This is a genomic window from Sphingomonas sp., from assembly GCF_024508665.1.
Classification (GTDB): domain Bacteria; phylum Pseudomonadota; class Alphaproteobacteria; order Sphingomonadales; family Sphingomonadaceae; genus Sphingomonas.
In genome coordinates this window covers 447,798-462,376 of the sequence record NZ_JANINP010000006.1, presented here as the reverse complement: position 1 = coordinate 462,376, position 14,579 = coordinate 447,798, and the positions used below count along the sequence as shown (strand labels likewise).

General features: G+C 67.7%; 12 protein-coding genes. 8 read left to right on the top strand and 4 right to left on the bottom strand.

The annotated features are described in order from the left end of the window. Nucleotides 1-43: 43 nt before the first annotated feature. Nucleotides 44-316, bottom strand: coding sequence for a hypothetical protein (locus Q0L25_RS11135; protein WP_296614227.1), 273 nt, complete (start codon nt 314-316; stop codon nt 44-46). A gap of 153 nt (nt 317-469) precedes the next feature. Between Q0L25_RS11135 and Q0L25_RS11130 the strand changes: the two genes are divergently transcribed. The 8 genes from Q0L25_RS11130 (at nt 470) to Q0L25_RS11095 (ending at nt 8,127) form a co-directional block, all read left to right on the top strand. Further along, the gene (locus Q0L25_RS11130; RefSeq protein WP_296614226.1) at nt 470-1,180 is read left to right on the top strand and encodes a response regulator transcription factor; all 711 of its coding nucleotides are present in this window, start codon (nt 470-472) and stop codon (nt 1,178-1,180) included. Further along, nucleotides 1,177-2,511, top strand: coding sequence for an ATP-binding protein (locus tag Q0L25_RS11125; protein WP_296614223.1), 1,335 nt, complete (start codon nt 1,177-1,179; stop codon nt 2,509-2,511). The genes Q0L25_RS11130 and Q0L25_RS11125 overlap by 4 nt, the downstream gene beginning before the upstream one ends. 38 nt (nt 2,512-2,549) lie before the next feature. Next, nucleotides 2,550-2,717, top strand: coding sequence for a hypothetical protein (locus Q0L25_RS11120; protein ID WP_296614221.1), 168 nt, complete (start codon nt 2,550-2,552; stop codon nt 2,715-2,717). Nucleotides 2,718-2,775: 58 nt separating this feature from the next. Next, nucleotides 2,776-3,117 carry a hypothetical protein gene (locus Q0L25_RS11115; RefSeq protein WP_296614219.1) on the top strand — a complete coding sequence of 114 codons (342 nt, stop codon included), beginning with the start codon at nt 2,776-2,778 and terminating at the stop codon, nt 3,115-3,117. A 74-nt stretch (nt 3,118-3,191) separates the two neighbouring features. Next, the gene (locus Q0L25_RS11110) at nt 3,192-3,869 is read left to right on the top strand and encodes a hypothetical protein (protein ID WP_296614218.1); all 678 of its coding nucleotides are present in this window, start codon (nt 3,192-3,194) and stop codon (nt 3,867-3,869) included. Nucleotides 3,870-3,986: 117 nt separating this feature from the next. Next, nucleotides 3,987-4,682 carry a carbonic anhydrase gene (locus Q0L25_RS11105; protein WP_296614216.1) on the top strand — a complete coding sequence of 232 codons (696 nt, stop codon included), beginning with the start codon at nt 3,987-3,989 and terminating at the stop codon, nt 4,680-4,682. After that, a complete protein-coding gene (locus Q0L25_RS11100; protein ID WP_296614215.1) occupies nt 4,679-6,187 on the top strand; it encodes a SulP family inorganic anion transporter in 1,509 nt (502 codons plus the stop codon). The genes Q0L25_RS11105 and Q0L25_RS11100 overlap by 4 nt, the downstream gene beginning before the upstream one ends. A gap of 233 nt (nt 6,188-6,420) precedes the next feature. After that, nucleotides 6,421-8,127: a sulfotransferase gene (locus Q0L25_RS11095; RefSeq protein ID WP_296614213.1), complete on the top strand. Its 1,707-nt coding sequence runs from the start codon at nt 6,421-6,423 to the stop codon at nt 8,125-8,127. On the opposite strand, the gene nagE is transcribed toward Q0L25_RS11095, so the two are convergent. Genes nagE through Q0L25_RS11080 form a run of 3 tightly spaced genes read right to left on the bottom strand, consistent with a single transcriptional unit; the run spans nt 8,115 to nt 14,550 of the window. Beyond that, nucleotides 8,115-9,830, bottom strand: coding sequence for an N-acetylglucosamine-specific PTS transporter subunit IIBC (nagE, locus tag Q0L25_RS11090; protein WP_296614211.1), 1,716 nt, complete (start codon nt 9,828-9,830; stop codon nt 8,115-8,117). The two genes, Q0L25_RS11095 and nagE, sit on opposite strands and share 13 nt — an antisense overlap. Beyond that, entirely contained in the window at nt 9,827-12,301 is a 2,475-nt protein-coding gene (gene ptsP, locus Q0L25_RS11085) for a phosphoenolpyruvate--protein phosphotransferase (protein ID WP_296614209.1), read from the bottom strand. The genes nagE and ptsP overlap by 4 nt, the downstream gene beginning before the upstream one ends. Further along, complete coding sequence (locus Q0L25_RS11080) at nt 12,298-14,550, bottom strand: family 20 glycosylhydrolase (protein WP_296614207.1); 2,253 nt, start codon at nt 14,548-14,550, stop codon at nt 12,298-12,300. The genes ptsP and Q0L25_RS11080 overlap by 4 nt, the downstream gene beginning before the upstream one ends. Nucleotides 14,551-14,579: the final 29 nt, after the last annotated feature.

The following is a 14,579-nucleotide window of genomic DNA, read 5'->3' as shown; positions in this document are numbered from 1 at the left end:
CTTCGCTGGGATGACGATTTTGGTTGAAGCAGGACGCGGGCGGTTATCGTGCGACTGCGGGTTCCCCGCCATCAGAGGCCGCCGGCGCCTTCGCCATTTCCGTGCCGCAGGCCTTCTTCGCCGGCATCGCCGTCTTGCCCGATTGGTGATGCCCCGCGCTTGGAGTGCAGGCGGGACGGTCGCGCATGCGATGGATGGCCGCAGGGATCTTGCCGGCCGGGTGCCAGACCAGTTCGTGCGTCTCATCGAGCGATTGCGCGACGGCGGGTAGTGGCAGGGCGAGCGCGGCGGCCAGGGCGATCAGGACGGATTTCACATCGGACTCCTCAAAAGAGCCCGCTTCCTGCCATTCGATCCGTCGCGCCGCCTTGCCGCTCCGTAACAAATCATTGCCGGTCCCGGGTGGTGACCTTGAGGGCGAAGCGCCGCGCGACTAGGTCGAGCGCATGGCACCGACAGAGGTCGTCCGATGACCGCCCCCAACATCGTCCTGGTCGAGGACGACCCACCGCTCCGCACGCTCACCACCCGCGCGCTGCAGGAGAATGGCTATACTGTCCGCCCCGCCGCGACCGCGCCCGAAATGTGGCGCGCGTTCGAACAGGGGCCCGTCGATCTCGTCCTGCTCGACATCATGTTGCCGGGGACCAGCGGCATCGATTTGTGCCGCGAGCTTCGCCGCACCAGCGATGTGCCGATCATCTTCATCTCGGCCAAGGGCAGCGAGACCGACCGCGTCGTCGGGCTCGAGCTCGGCGCCGACGATTATCTCGCCAAGCCGTTCGGAACGCGCGAATTGGTCGCGCGGATTCGCGCCGTGCTGCGCCGCCATGCCATCGAACGCGGCCCCGCTGATCGCGAGAAGGGCGAGCTCAGTTTCGAGGGCTGGACCGTCAATCTTCCGCGCCGCGAATTGCTTTCGCCGACCGGCGCGGCAGTCGAACTGACCGGCGCCGAGTTCGACCTGCTCGTTGCCTTGTGCGACAACGCCCAGCGAGTGATCGCGCGTGAACGGCTGATCGAATTGTCGCGTACCCGGCTCGGCGACAGCTCGGACCGCAGCGTCGACGTGCTGATCAGCCGTCTGCGCCGCAAATTGTCGAGCGCGGGCAAGCCCGCCCCGATCATCACCGTTCGCGGCGTCGGCTATATGCTCAACGTCGCGGTGGAGCGACGTTGACGCGCCTGCCCCACCTCACCTTGGGGCTGATCGGCCGCGTCTTCGCGATCCTGCTGCTCGCGGTGCTGGTCGAATATGGAGCGAGCACGTTCCTGTACGAGCGCGCCAGCCAATTCTCCGTACGCCAAGACGAAGCCCACCGGCTGGCCGAGCACCTCATCATCGCCAGCAAACTGATCGAGGAGGCGCCGATCGGCGAGCGCAACGCGATGGCGTCCGAACTCACTACCTCGCGCTACGCGGTCGCGTGGCGCGCGGTGTTGCCCAAGTCGCCCGCGGTCGCGCCGTCGCTCGACAAGCTGACCGACCAAGTGCTCGCCTGGGAACCCGATCTCGACGGGCGCGACCTCCGCCTCAGTCTCACCTCGCCAGGACGCGACGGCTTCATCACCGGCGCATTCCGGCTCGAGGATGCGAGCTGGGTCACCTTCCGCACGCGCCAGCCGGTGCGCGCGCTCGACATGGCGGTCAGCCGCATCCTGCTCGCTTTGACCCCGGCGGTCGCGCTGATCCTCATCGGTGGATTGCTGGTGCGCCAGATGCTGCGCCCGATGCGCGACCTCGCCCGCGCCGCCGATCGCGTCGGGCATGGCGAAGTCGAGGCCGTACCCGAACGCGGTCCGAGCGAAGTCCGCGACGTCATCGTCGCGTTCAACGCGATGCAGGCGCGCATTCACAAACTGATCGCCGACCGCACCCAGGCGCTGGCCGCAGTCGGCCACGATTTCCGCACCCCGCTTGCCCGCCTCCATCTGCGCGCCGACGCGATTGACGAGGGCGATTTACGCGACGCGATCCAGCACGATGTTGTCGAGATGGAGCAGATGGTGTCGTCCCTGCTCGCCTACCTCTCGGGAGAGGATGAAGCCGATGCCGAGACGCCGGCCGCCACTGATCTCGCGGTGATGTGCGCCACGCTCGCCGACGACGCCGTCGATCGCGGCGGCAAGGCCAAATATCATGGCCCCGATCATTGCGAAGTGATCGTTCGCCGCGTCGCCATGAAGCGCGCGCTCACCAATCTCGTCGACAACGCGCTGCATTATGGCAAGCGCGTTGACATTCGTCTCGATGCCACTCCCGATCGGGTAACGATCGCGGTCGAGGACAACGGCCCGGGCATCGCCCCCGCAGATCGCGCCCGCGCGCTCGAACCCTTCGTCCGGCTTGACGACGCGCGGGGCCGCGATACCCAGGGGTTCGGCCTCGGCCTCGCCATCGTTCAGCGCGCGGTGGCGGCGCATGGCGGCGAGTTCGCGCTCGACGCCGCGCCGTCGGGCGGACTCAGTGCGCGGATCACCCTGCCGCGCGGAGCGGCAGCCGCCGGCTAGAGCGTCGGACGGACTGCCCTGCGATCACGGAAACTGATATGATTTCCGCGATGGATCCGGCGCCGATCAAGAAGTCCGTGCTGAAGAGCACGTATATCGCGATCATCGTGGCGCCATTCGCCTTGGGATTCATCATCGCCGCCAGCCTCGCGGCGGGGCCGGCCGAGGTGTTCAAGGCGTTGCGCGGCAAACAACGCGACGGTTGAGCCCGACCGACGATAATCGTGCGATAAGCCGTCGAGCGGGAACAGGACAGGAGGGCAAGTGAGCGATATTGCGATCCGGTTGGACGGCTTGCTGCTCGGGTTGGCCATCGTTGCAGGCAGCGGAATATTCGTCGTTGCCGCGCTCATCTCAACGCTGCGGGCATTGCTGACGAAACCGGCGGACAAGCGTTCATGGAAAATCACATCCTATAGCCTGTGGCTGATCCTGGCGCACGCTACCGCGCTGGTCCTGCTGGCCGCCTATACCGACAGCCGGGCCAGCGCCCCGACCGGCCCGGACTGGATCGACTGGCTGGCGGTGCCGTGGCTGTGTTTCGTCATGGTCGGGCTGGTCCTGCTCTTTCGGCTATGGCGCCGAAACAGGCCGGACGCCGCCTGAGCCTGTACCGTCGCGGAAAAGACGCCTAGCGTCTCCGGATGGGGTGCATCACCCGCCATCGATCCTACCGCGCCGTGACTGCCGCGCTGGCCGGTCTGTCACTGTTCGCTATCGCGTCCCCCTCAGTGGTCGTCGCCGGACAAACCGCGCTGGCGAGCCCCTCGCAATTGGCCGGAACCTACGATGGTCATCAAATGGAAATGGCGGCCGGCTTGGAACTGCGGGCTGATGGGCGGTTCGACTATGGCTTGTCCTATGGCGCGCTGGACGAAAGCGCGAGCGGTACCTGGCGTGTAGACGGCAACATGGTCCTGTTGACGAGCGATCCGGTCACCGCGCCCGCATTCGTCATGCTGGGACAGCAACCGGCATCCGACGGAAAGACGCATCTTGTGCTCGACTTGCCCCAGGGCTGGACCAGGCAATATTTCGACGCCGAGATCGGCCTGGCCGACGGGCGTTTCGTCGGCGGCCAATTGTCCGATGACAGCGACGCGCTTCCGCTTGCGCCCGGCGATCGGCCGGTATCGCTGCGTCTGACATTGGGCGTGTACGACCTGCACAGCGACGCCTTTCGCCTCGACGGCTCGCGGGCTTCGCGTATCCACGTGCGGTTCGAGCAGAACGACCTTGGCAAGGTTGCATTCGCGAAGACGCCGCTGCGCATCGACAATGGCAGCCTGCTGCTCGAACGCTATGGCCGGTCGATCGTCTTCAAACGGCGGGTGAGCGCGACAAGCGAAGCCAACTGATCGTTCCCAACGCGCAGCCGACTGCAGCACCGGCAACATTTCCTTACGCCCGCGCTGCACTGCGGCAAATTCGAGGCCCTAGCTCTTCCCGGCAACCAGCCAAGAGGAGCATATGCCGTGAACGATCTGATCGGACGCGTCTACGATTTCGAAAAGCGCGTTTTCCCTAGCAGCAACGACCTCTATGCCAAACTCGCGGTCCACGGACAGAGCCCCAAGGCGTTGATGATCTCCTGTGCCGACAGCCGCGTCGTGCCCGAGCTGATCATGCAGGCCGAGCCCGGCGACCTGTTCGTCTGCCGCAATGCTGGCAACATCGTCCCGCCGTTCGCGACGCAGAATGGCGGCGTGTCGTCGACGGTCGAATATGCCGTCAGCGCGCTCGGCGTTCGCGACATCATCGTCTGCGGCCATTCCGACTGCGGCGCGATGAAGGCGCTGATGAATCCCGAGATGCTCGAGGGCATGCCCAATGTCGCCGCCTGGCTGCGCCACAGCCATGCCGCCGAATGCGTCGTGCGCGCCGGCTACGGCCCGCTCGAAAAGGCCGAGAAGGTGCGCGCCGCCAGCCTGGAGAACGTCGTCGTCCAGCTTGCCCATCTGCGCACCCATCCGTCGGTCGCCGCCGGCATCGCGCGTGGCGAGATCTCGCTGCACGGCTGGTTCGTCGACATCCATCAGGGCGTGATGCTCGGCCTCGACGGCGAGACCGGCCGCTTCGTGCCGATCCGCGACGATCGCCCGCTGCCGGTGGCGCTCGCCGCCGGCCAGCGCCTGGCGATGGGCGAGGACTATGCGGAGGCAGCCGAATGAGTACCGCCAAGCCGGCGGGTGGGTTTCTCGCCCGCGACTTCACCGCCTCGATCGTCGTTTTCCTGGTCGCGATGCCCCTCTGCATGGGCATCGCGATCGCGTCGGGCGTGCCCCCCGAAAAGGGCCTGATCACCGGCATCATTGGTGGCATCGTCGTCGGCTCGCTGGCGGGTTCGCCGCTGCAGGTCAGTGGCCCCGCCGCCGGCCTGGCAGTGATCGTGTTCGAGCTGATCCGCGACCAGGGCCTGTCAGCGCTGGGACCGATCCTGATCCTGGCCGGCCTGATCCAGGTCGCTGCCGGCATCTTCAAGCTCGGCGGCTGGTTCCGCGCGATCTCTCCCGCCGTGGTCCATGGCATGCTCGCCGGCATCGGTGTGCTGATCGTGGCCGGCCAGTTCCACGTTCTGTTCGACGCCAAGCCGATGTCGAGCGGGCTCGCCAACCTCACCGCGATGCCGGGCCGCCTGCTCGGCCTCGACCCGAGCAACGCGACCTCGACCGAACTCGCTTTGTTCATCGCGCTGCTGACGATCGGCGTCATGATCGCCTGGGAGAGATTCCGTCCGGCCGCGCTGCGGCTGGTGCCGGGTGCCCTGCTCGGCGTGGTCGCCGGCACGCTGGTCGCGTTCCTGTTCGGCCTCGACGTCACCCGCGTCAACGTGCCCGAATCGATCGCCGCTGCCGTGGCGGTGCCCGATGCGTCGATCTTCGCGAAATGGCTCGACCCGTCGATCCTGGTCGCGGCGCTCGCCATCGCCTTTATCGCCAGTGCCGAGACGTTGCTGTCGGCCGCTGCGGTCGACAAGATGCATGACGGCGTCCGCACCGACTATAACAAGGAATTGCGCGCGCAGGGCGTCGGCAATCTGTTGTGCGGCGTGGCCGGCTCGCTGCCAATGACCGGCGTGATCGTCCGCAGCTCGGCCAACGTCCAGGCCGGCGCCGTCACCCGGCTTTCGGCGATCCTGCACGGCGTGTGGATTCTCGGCTTCGTCGCCTTGCTGCCCTGGCTGCTGCGCGAGATCCCGATGGCGACGCTCGGCGCGGTGCTGGTCGTGACGGGGTGGAAACTGGTCAATGTGAAGCATGTCCGCGAGCTGTTCCGCCACCATGGCGTGCTGCCTGCGGTGATCTGGGCCGCGACCCTGGTGATCGTCGTTGCCGAGGATCTGCTGACCGGCGTGCTGGTCGGCATCGCGCTCTCGCTGATCGAAGTGATCCCGCACCTGAAGCGCCTTAAGCTCGGCGTCGATCACCAGGAAGCGGACGAGCACGCCGCGCTCAACCTGTCGGGCACCGCGACCTTCGTCCAACTGCCGAGGCTTAGCGACGCGCTCGACAAGGCGCCCGCCGACAAGCCGCTGACGATCGACGTGCGCGGTCTGGCGGCGGTCGATCACAGCTGCGCCGAGCTGTTCCGCGAGTGGCTGGCCCGGCGCCGTGCGAGCGGGGCGAGCGTCACCCTGCTCGGCGCCGATGGACGGCTCGCTCGCCTCGCCGCCTAGAGCGGCGATCGCATCGGCAATCTTTCGTTACAATCGGGACATGCGGCGACGACCTCCCGCCGTTATCCCGATCGTACCGGAACCGCCCGCCCCCAGCTTCCCTTTGCATCGCAAGGGCGGGCGGTTCCGACCCCCAGATCGTTTGCCGGCGGTCTGAAATTCTAGAGTCCAGAGCCGATCCTCCCTTTTCTGCATCGGCTTCCTTAGAACGGGGCATGGCGTTATCCGACGCCATGCCCCCTTTTTCTACCACCAGCGACCTGATCGCCCGCGCTCGCACCGCGTTTCAGTCGGGGCGCCATGCCGAGGCGGAAAGGCTGGCGGCCGAAGCGCGGGCGCGGGATCGGGTGTCGCTCGACGCGATCGAAATCCTCGCCTTGGCCCATCGCGCGCGTGGCGACGTAGCCGGGGCCGAACGCCTGTTGCGCGAAGCGATCGCGATCGACTCGCGGCCGCGCTGGCCGCACGACGACCTGGCCATGATGCTGTTCGACAGCGGACGCATCGTCGAAGCGGAGGCGGCCTGCCGCGCCGCCATCGCCGCGGATCCCGGCAACCCGCATCCCGAAATGATGCTGGGCAATATCCTGTCCGAACGCGAGGAGCTGGTCGCCGGCGCCGCCCATCTGCGCCGCGCGATTGCGCTGGCCGGCGAGCATCCGCAATTGCTCGCCAATCTTGGCCGCAATCTGCAGCGGCAGGGCGCGCTGTCGGATGCCGAGCCGCTGTTGCGCCGCGCAATCGCCACGATGCCCGATGCGCTGCCGCCACTCGCCTGGCTGGCCGAATTGCTCGAACAAGCGCGGCGGTTCGACGAGGCATCGGCGATGCTCGATCGCGCCGAGCGGCTGGCGCGAGCGCAAGGCAGCGACGTCACCTTGCAACGCGCGGCGTTGCTGTCGCGCACCGAACGCTGGCGTGACGGGCTGGCACTGCTCGACGCCGAGCCCAGCCTGTCCGGGGCCGCCCTGCTCCAGCGGGGACGTTTGCGCGATCGCGCCGGCCGGTACGCGGAGGCTTGGCACGATTTCGCTGACGGCAAGGCAGCCCTGTCCACCGCGTCAGGCCGCCGCTATGCGCGCCTCGAAGTCGAGCGCCTCGCCGGCGACCTGCGCGCGTTCTTCACGCCCGACCGGTTGGCCGGACTGACGCCCGCACAGCTCTGCCAAGATGTGCCGCAACCGATCTTCGTCCTCGGTTTCCCGCGTTCGGGCACCACGCTGACCGAGCAAGTGCTGGCAAGCCATTCCCGGATCCGTGCGGGCGGCGAATTGCTGTTTGTCGCCGAGCTTGCCGAGATCGCTGCCCGGCATACCGGTGGCGCCTTCCCCGCGCATGCCGATCGGCTGGATACCGACGCCCGCTCGACCCTCGCGACCCAACTCCGCGACCATTATCTGGCCCGGGCCGAAGCGTTCGGGCTGCTTGCGCCCGGAACGTCGTTCTTCACCGACAAGATGCCGCTCAACGAACTGTACCTGCCGCTGCTTCGCCTCGCTTTCCCCGCCGCGCCGTTGATCGCGGTCGGGCGTCATCCGCTCGACGTGATGGTGTCGGCGATGAGCCACGATTTCACCCATGGCTTCAACTGCGGCTATCGGCTCGACGACGCCGCGCGCCATTATGCGCTGATCGACACGCTGATGGCCGAGTGGCGGAGACTGCCGGGGATCGCGCCGCACCAGCTCCGCTACGAGAATTTCGTCGCAGGCCAGCGGGACGAGACCGAAGCGCTGATGGCGCATATCGGTCTGCCGATGGAGCCCGCCCAACTCGCTTTCCACGAAAGCCCGCGCTTCGCCCCGACCCCAAGCTATGCCCAGGTCCAGGAGCCGATCAACGACCGCTCGATCGGGCGCTGGCGGCATTACGCACGCGAACTCGAACCCGCGCGCGCGATCCTGGCCGAGACGATCGCCAGCAGCGGCTACGCTGCCTGAAGTCCCGCCGCGACCGGCGCGGCATCGGCTCCCAAGATCAGGTGCAGCGCATTGGCCGAGGGCCGCGCGATCATCCGCACGCCCAATTGCCGCAGCGCCGCCTCATCGGCGCGCGCAGGATCGGAGAGGTCGACCCACAGTCGGCTCGATGCCGCGCCCGATGCGGAAATATTGTCGCGTCCGCCCAACGCGGCCAGCCATGGCGTCGGATCGGCCGCCGTCACCGTCGGCCGGCTCTCCGCCACCGGTACGGCCGCGGACAACGGCCCCGCAGCGGCGCGCATTTCCATCGCCACCGAATCCGCGATCGGTCCTAGCACCACTTGCAGTCCCTGCGCGCTCGGCCGGATGAATCCCCTGGCGCCGAGCTTCTTGAGCCGCGCCTCGCTGACCTTGTCCTGGTCGTTGACCACCAGCCTGAGCCGCGTCGTGCAGGCATCGATGCTGGCGAGATTGCCCGCCCCACCCAATGCCTCGACGAACGCCAGTCCGCGTTCGGCCGGGAGCGGTGCCGCGCCTTCCTCTTCCGCCTCCTCGGGCTCGCGGCCGGGCGTCTTCAAATCGAACTTCACGATCGCCCAGCGGAACGCGCCGTAATAGATCGCGAAATAGGCCAGCCCGACCGGCAGCAGCAGCAACGGCCGCGTCGATTTGGAGAAATTGAGCACGTAATCGAAGAATCCGGCCGAAAAACCGAACCCCAGATGCACGCCCAGAATGTGCATCAGCGCCATCGCCGCGCCGGTCAGGATCGTGTGCATGAAGTACAGCAAGGGCGCCAGGAACATGAAGCTGAACTCGATCGGCTCAGTCACCCCGGTCAGGAAGGCGGTCAGCGCCATCGAGGTGAGCATGCCGCCCACCTCCTGGCGCCGTTCCGGCAAGGCGGAGCGGTACATCGCCAGGCAGGCCGCGGGCAGGCCGAACATCATCACCGGGAAGAAGCCCGACATGAACCCGCCCGCGCTCGGATCGCCCGCGAAGAAGCGGTTGAGGTCGCCGGTCTTGCCGTGGAAATCGCCGACGATGAACCAGGCAACGTTGTTGAGGACGTGATGTAGCCCGGTGACGATCAGCAAGCGGTTGAGCACGCCATAGATGAACAGCCCCACCGTGCCCGACTGGACGACGCCATAGCTCAATCCGTCCATCCCGGCATTGATCGGGGCGAAGCCGAAACCGATCAGGGCCGCGAACGCCAGCCCGGCAAATCCCGACAGGATCGGCACGAAACGCCGCCCGCCGAAAAAGGACAGATAATCGGGCAATCGTATCGTCGAATAGCGATTGTAGAACGCCCCGGCGATCAGCCCCGAGGCGATGCCGATCGGCACCGCCAGCTTCGAGATCGCCTTCTCGCGCCACGCGGCATCGGCGAGCGCGGCGATATCCTTGCCCATATTGGCAGTGACGTCGGGCGGCACATGGAGCAAAGTCATCGCTCCGCGCGTCGCGACCAGGAAGCAGACCAGACCGGCCAGACCCGCCGCGCCATTATTGTCCTTGGCGACCCCGACCCCGATGCCGAGCGCGAACAGAAGCCCGAGATTGTCGAAGATCGCCCCGCCGGCCGCCGCGACGAACGGAATATCGAGCAGATCGGGCTGGCCTAGACGCAGCAACAATCCCGCGATCGGCAGGACGGCGACGGGCAGCATCAAGGCGCGCCCGAGCGGCTGGAGCGATTGCAGCGAGAGCTTCATTGGCCTTGCTCCGACAAAGAAGAAACGAGCGCGCGCACCGCAGCGGCATCGGGCGCGGCCAGAGCTTGCGCCGCGATCGCACGGCATCGCGCGAGATCGAGCGCGCGGACCAGCGCCTTGGTCTCGGCGACCGCCGCCCCCGGCACCGACAATTCGGTCACGCCCATCCCGATCAATAGCGGCACCGCTTCCGGATCGGCGGCAAGCCCGCCGCACACTCCGGTCCAGCGTCCACGCGTCGCGCCGCCGCGTACCGTTTCGTCGATCAGCCGCAGCACCGCCGGGTGCAGACCGTCGAGCCCCGCTGCGACCGCCGGATTGGTGCGATCGCGCGCCAAGGCATATTGCGAAAGGTCGTTGCTGCCGATCGAGAAGAAATCCGCTTCGGCCGCGAGCGCCGCCGCCGTCAGCGCGGCCGCCGGCGTCTCGACCATGATGCCGAGTTCGGGCGCCCCCACGCCGAGATCGCCTGCATGCCGCGCCAGGGCCTCGCGCGCCGCGATCAGCTCGACGGGGTCGGCGACCATCGGCAACATCAGCCGGAGCGGTGCCGGCACCTTCACCCGCAGCAGCGCGCGTAACTGCGTATCAAGGAGGTCGCGCCGCGCCAGCTGAAGCCGGATGCCGCGCAAGCCTAGCGCCGGATTCTCTTCGGCCGTGATCGTCAGATAGGGCGCCGGCTTGTCCGCGCCGATATCGAGCGTGCGCACGATCAGCGGCCGGTTGCCCAGTGCGTCCGCGATCGCCTGATAGGCAGCGAGCTGCTCATCTTCGTCCGGCGGCGTGGCGCGGTCGAGGAACAGGAATTCGGTCCGCAGCAGGCCGCAACCCTCGGCGCCCTCCGCCACGGCGACGCGCGCATCGACCGCCGAGCCGAGATTGACGAACACCTCGATCCGCGTGCCGTCTTTGGTGATCGCGGGCTGCTCGGCATGCGCCAGTGCCGCCTGCCGACGGGCCCGCCGCGTCTCGATCCGCGCGCGCACCGCCGCCACGTCCACCGCACCGGGCGCGATGCGCAGCGCCCCGTCCTCGATCACCAATTCGGTACCGGGCTCGACTCGCGCCAGCGCATCGCCGAGCGAGACCAGCATCGGCACGCCCATTCCGGCGGCGATGATCGCAACGTGTGACGTGGTCCCACCGCGCGACGTGGCGATGCCGGCAAGCCCTGCTCCGCCGAGCGCCATCAATTGCGAGGGATAGAGTTCGTCCGCGATCAGGATCGCACCGGGTGGTGGCGGCACCTGTTCGTGGTCTCCCAGGAGCGAAAGCACGACGCGGCGGCCCAGATCATTGAAGTCATCGATCCGCTCGGCGAAGCGCGCATCGCCGGTGCCGCGCAATTGCTCGACATAGGTGCCGATCGCTTGCCGCCAGGCGAACCCAGCGCTCTTGCCGGCGGCGATTGTCTGATCGGCGGCACCCGCCAATTCGGGATCGTCGAGCAGCACCAGATGCGCGGCGGCGATCCCCGCGCCGTCGCCGTCGCCTTCCGCGTCGGCCGCCAGCGCGGCGCGTACGCGATCCTTCGCTCGGGCCAGTGCGGCACGCTCGGCATCGGCTCCCGAGCCGATCTCTGTAACATCAGCCGCTGGGTCGGCCGGACGGAAAGCTGGTCCGATCGCGGCGCCGGGAACGGCGACGACACCCTTCAGCAGCGACGGCATCTCGACGACCACGGGGGCCGGGGCCGCCCTGGCGCCCGTGCCGGTCGGCTTGAACTCGCCCATCCCGCCGGCCAGCAAATCGGCGATCGCGGCAACGCCGTCACCGTCACTGCCGCGCACCTTAATCGCCGCACCATGCGGCAGCGCCAGCGCGAGCATCGCCACCGCGCTTCGCGCCGAGGCGCTCCGACCCGACGGCGCGACGATCTCGATCGTCCAGGAATGTTTGGCCGCGAGTTGCGCGATCCGCGCCGCCGGCCGTGCGTGCAGTCCAAAAGCAAGCGGCAAGTCCAGCGTTCGGCTGACGGTCGACGCCGCCGCCTCGGCCGCCACGACAGCCCCGCCCAGCGCCCGGAAACCCATCAGCCGCTCGCCCACCGCCACCGCGCGGTCGCCGACCAGACCCTCGACCGCGAACGCCTCTCCATTGGTGACGATCACCGGGGTGATCAAACTCTTCGCGGTCCGCGCCAGCCGGTCGAGGTCGAATTCGATCAGCAGCTCGCCCGCCGCCACGCGCTGGCCATCGCTCACCCTGGGCGCGAACCCCTCGCCGCTCAGCCCGACCGTCTCCAGCCCGATATGCATCAGCAGCACCGGCCCGGCGTCGAGCTGCAGCGTTACCGCATGCCCGGCCGGATGCATCGACAGCACTACACCCGCGCCCGGCGCGACCAGCCGTCCCTCGACAGGATCGATCGCGACGCCGTCGCCCAGCATCTTCTCGGCGAACACCGGATCGGGCACCTCGGCCAACGGCGTCGCCCAGCCCGCCAGCGGGCTCGCGATGGTCAGGCTCATTGCGCCGGACCCAGCGTCAGTCGGTCGAGCATCCACAACGGATCGGGGCCGGTCTGGGTAAAGGTCATGCACAGATCATGGCGTCCTTGTTGCGGCGAGAGCGATCCGGTGATCGTGCTGACGCCGGAATTGCGCGTCGCGGCGCCGAGCGGGATGCTCGCCACCACCGGACCATCGCAGCGATCGAGCCTGACCTCGAGCTCGCCGGTCGGCGTGCGCGGTTTGTCGAACTTCACTTTGGCGAGATCGGCGCCGATGGAGAAATTGAACGGGACTTGCCCGACATCCGCCGACAAGGATGCGATGCCGTCGAGCGGCGCGCGCTTCCAGATCCAGCAGGGATGGAAGATGTCGCCCCAGTGCACCCGGCGCACGCCGTCGGTCGCGCCGTCATCCTCGAGCCGCAGTGACACCGCGGCGGTACACAAGTCCATCTCGGCCACGGTGCGCATGCGCAGCAGGGCAGCGGTCAGCGTCCAGTCGCGCCCGATGCCGAGTGGATCGCCGCCGGCAAAGGCACGCGCGCGGAGCCGGGTGCCCTCCGGCAAGGTCAGCGCGTCGTCATAGACCTGCGACGCCGCCGTCGGGGCGCTGCCGTCGGTAGTATAGCGCAGCGTGCCGACATCGGCCTGCTGGCGCAGCTTGACCGTGATCTTTCCGCCCTCGCCGTCGACACTCGCCAGCGGTTCGAGCGGAGTCATATTGTAACCAAATCCCAACGGCCGATAGCGCGCGAATTCCGCCGGCAATCGCGCCGCAAACCCCTTCCAGTCGCGCTTCGCCGCCGGCGTCCAGGCGAGCTCGGCGAGCGCCGCCGCCCGCGGCCATAACATGCGGTCGGCATAGGCGGTCGTGCGGACATGCTCGGTCCATAGATTGACCTGCACCCCGAGCAGGTACCGCCGTTCGTCCGCGCTCAATGCGGCCGGCAGCGGGTCGAACGTGTAGATATGCTTCCAGTCCATCACACCGCCGCGCCCTGGCGGTTCATCGCCGGAATCGCTCTGGATATGGTCGAGATAGAAATCGGGCGAAGGCGACAGGATCGTGTCGTGCCCCGCTTTGGCCGCGGCGATCGCGCCGGACACGCCATGCCACGACATCACCGTCGCCGACGGCGGGACCTTGCCCGCCAATATCTCGTCCCAGCCGACCAGCCGGCGGCCGCGCTTCTGGAGATACTCGCCGATCCGCGCCATGAACCAGCCCTGGAGTTGTTCTTCGTCCTTCAGCCCCAGCGCTTTGATCCGCGCCTGCATGCGCGGATCGGCTTTCCACTGATCCTTGACCGCCTCGTCGCCGCCGACATGGACGTAGCGCGACGGAAACAGGTCGAGCACTTCATCGAGCACATTGGTCAGGAACGTGAAGGTCGCATCATCGGTATTGTACAGATTGTACATCACGCCCCAGTCGGAACTCGGCGCCTTGGGTGGGGTCGCAGTCGAGCCGAGCGCCGGATAGGCGGCGATCGCGGCTGTGGCATGCCCCGGCATATCGATCTCGGGTACGATCGTGACGTGGCGCGCGGCGGCATAAGCGACGATCTCGCGGATCTCCGCCTTGGTGTAGAAGCCGCCATAGCGCACCGGCTTGCCCGTCGCTGGATCGACCCCGGCAGCACCCGCCGGCTGGCGCCAGGCGCCGACCGCGGTCAGGCGCGGATAGCGGTCGATCTCGATTCGCCATCCCTGGTCGTCGGTCAGATGCCATTGCAGGACGTTGAGCTTCTCCATCGCCAGGCGATCGATCAGCTGTTTGACGTAGGCCGGCGGCTGGAAGTGTCTGGCGGAATCGAGCATCACCCCGCGCCAGGCGAAAGCGGGCGCGTCGTCGATCGTCACCGCGCCGATCCGGCCATCGCGCGATGCGGCGATCAGCTGCCACAACGTCGTCGCGCCGTAATAGAGCCCGCCATCGGTCGATGCCGATACCGTAACGCCCGCCGCCGTGACGCGCAGGCGATAGGCCTCTTCGCCCTTGATCGACGCGTCGCGCCGGAATCGGATCGTGCCGCCTTTGGCCAGCGCGAGCTTCGGTCCACCGGTGCGCGCGACAAGATCGGCCAGCCGCCGCGCCGCGGCCATGCCCCCGCCATCGTCGGCTGCCATCGTCGCGCGGGCAAAAGAAAAGCTGCCAGCCTGCGACGTCACCGTCGCGGGCATCGGCAGCAGAGGGAGGTCGGGTGATGCCCGTGCCGCCGCCGGCATGCTCAAGATCATGACGGCGGCGAACAGGCTGGTGCGCATCGGATAATCCTATTCGGTCTTGCCGATGC

Bases quoted from the DNA above. Each gene is read 5' to 3' on its own strand.
- Q0L25_RS11130 (WP_296614226.1), top strand. From the start codon at position 470: ATGACCGCCCCCAACATCGTCCTGGTCGAGGACGACCCACCGCTCCGC.
- Q0L25_RS11120 (WP_296614221.1), top strand. From the start codon at position 2,550: ATGATTTCCGCGATGGATCCGGCGCCGATCAAGAAGTCCGTGCTGAAG.
- Q0L25_RS11100 (WP_296614215.1), top strand. From the start codon at position 4,679: ATGAGTACCGCCAAGCCGGCGGGTGGGTTTCTCGCCCGCGACTTCACC.
- Q0L25_RS11095 (WP_296614213.1), top strand. From the start codon at position 6,421: ATGCCCCCTTTTTCTACCACCAGCGACCTGATCGCCCGCGCTCGCACC.
- nagE (WP_296614211.1), bottom strand. From the start codon at position 9,830: ATGAAGCTCTCGCTGCAATCGCTCCAGCCGCTCGGGCGCGCCTTGATG.
- ptsP (WP_296614209.1), bottom strand. From the start codon at position 12,301: ATGAGCCTGACCATCGCGAGCCCGCTGGCGGGCTGGGCGACGCCGTTG.
- Q0L25_RS11080 (WP_296614207.1), bottom strand. From the start codon at position 14,550: ATGCGCACCAGCCTGTTCGCCGCCGTCATGATCTTGAGCATGCCGGCG.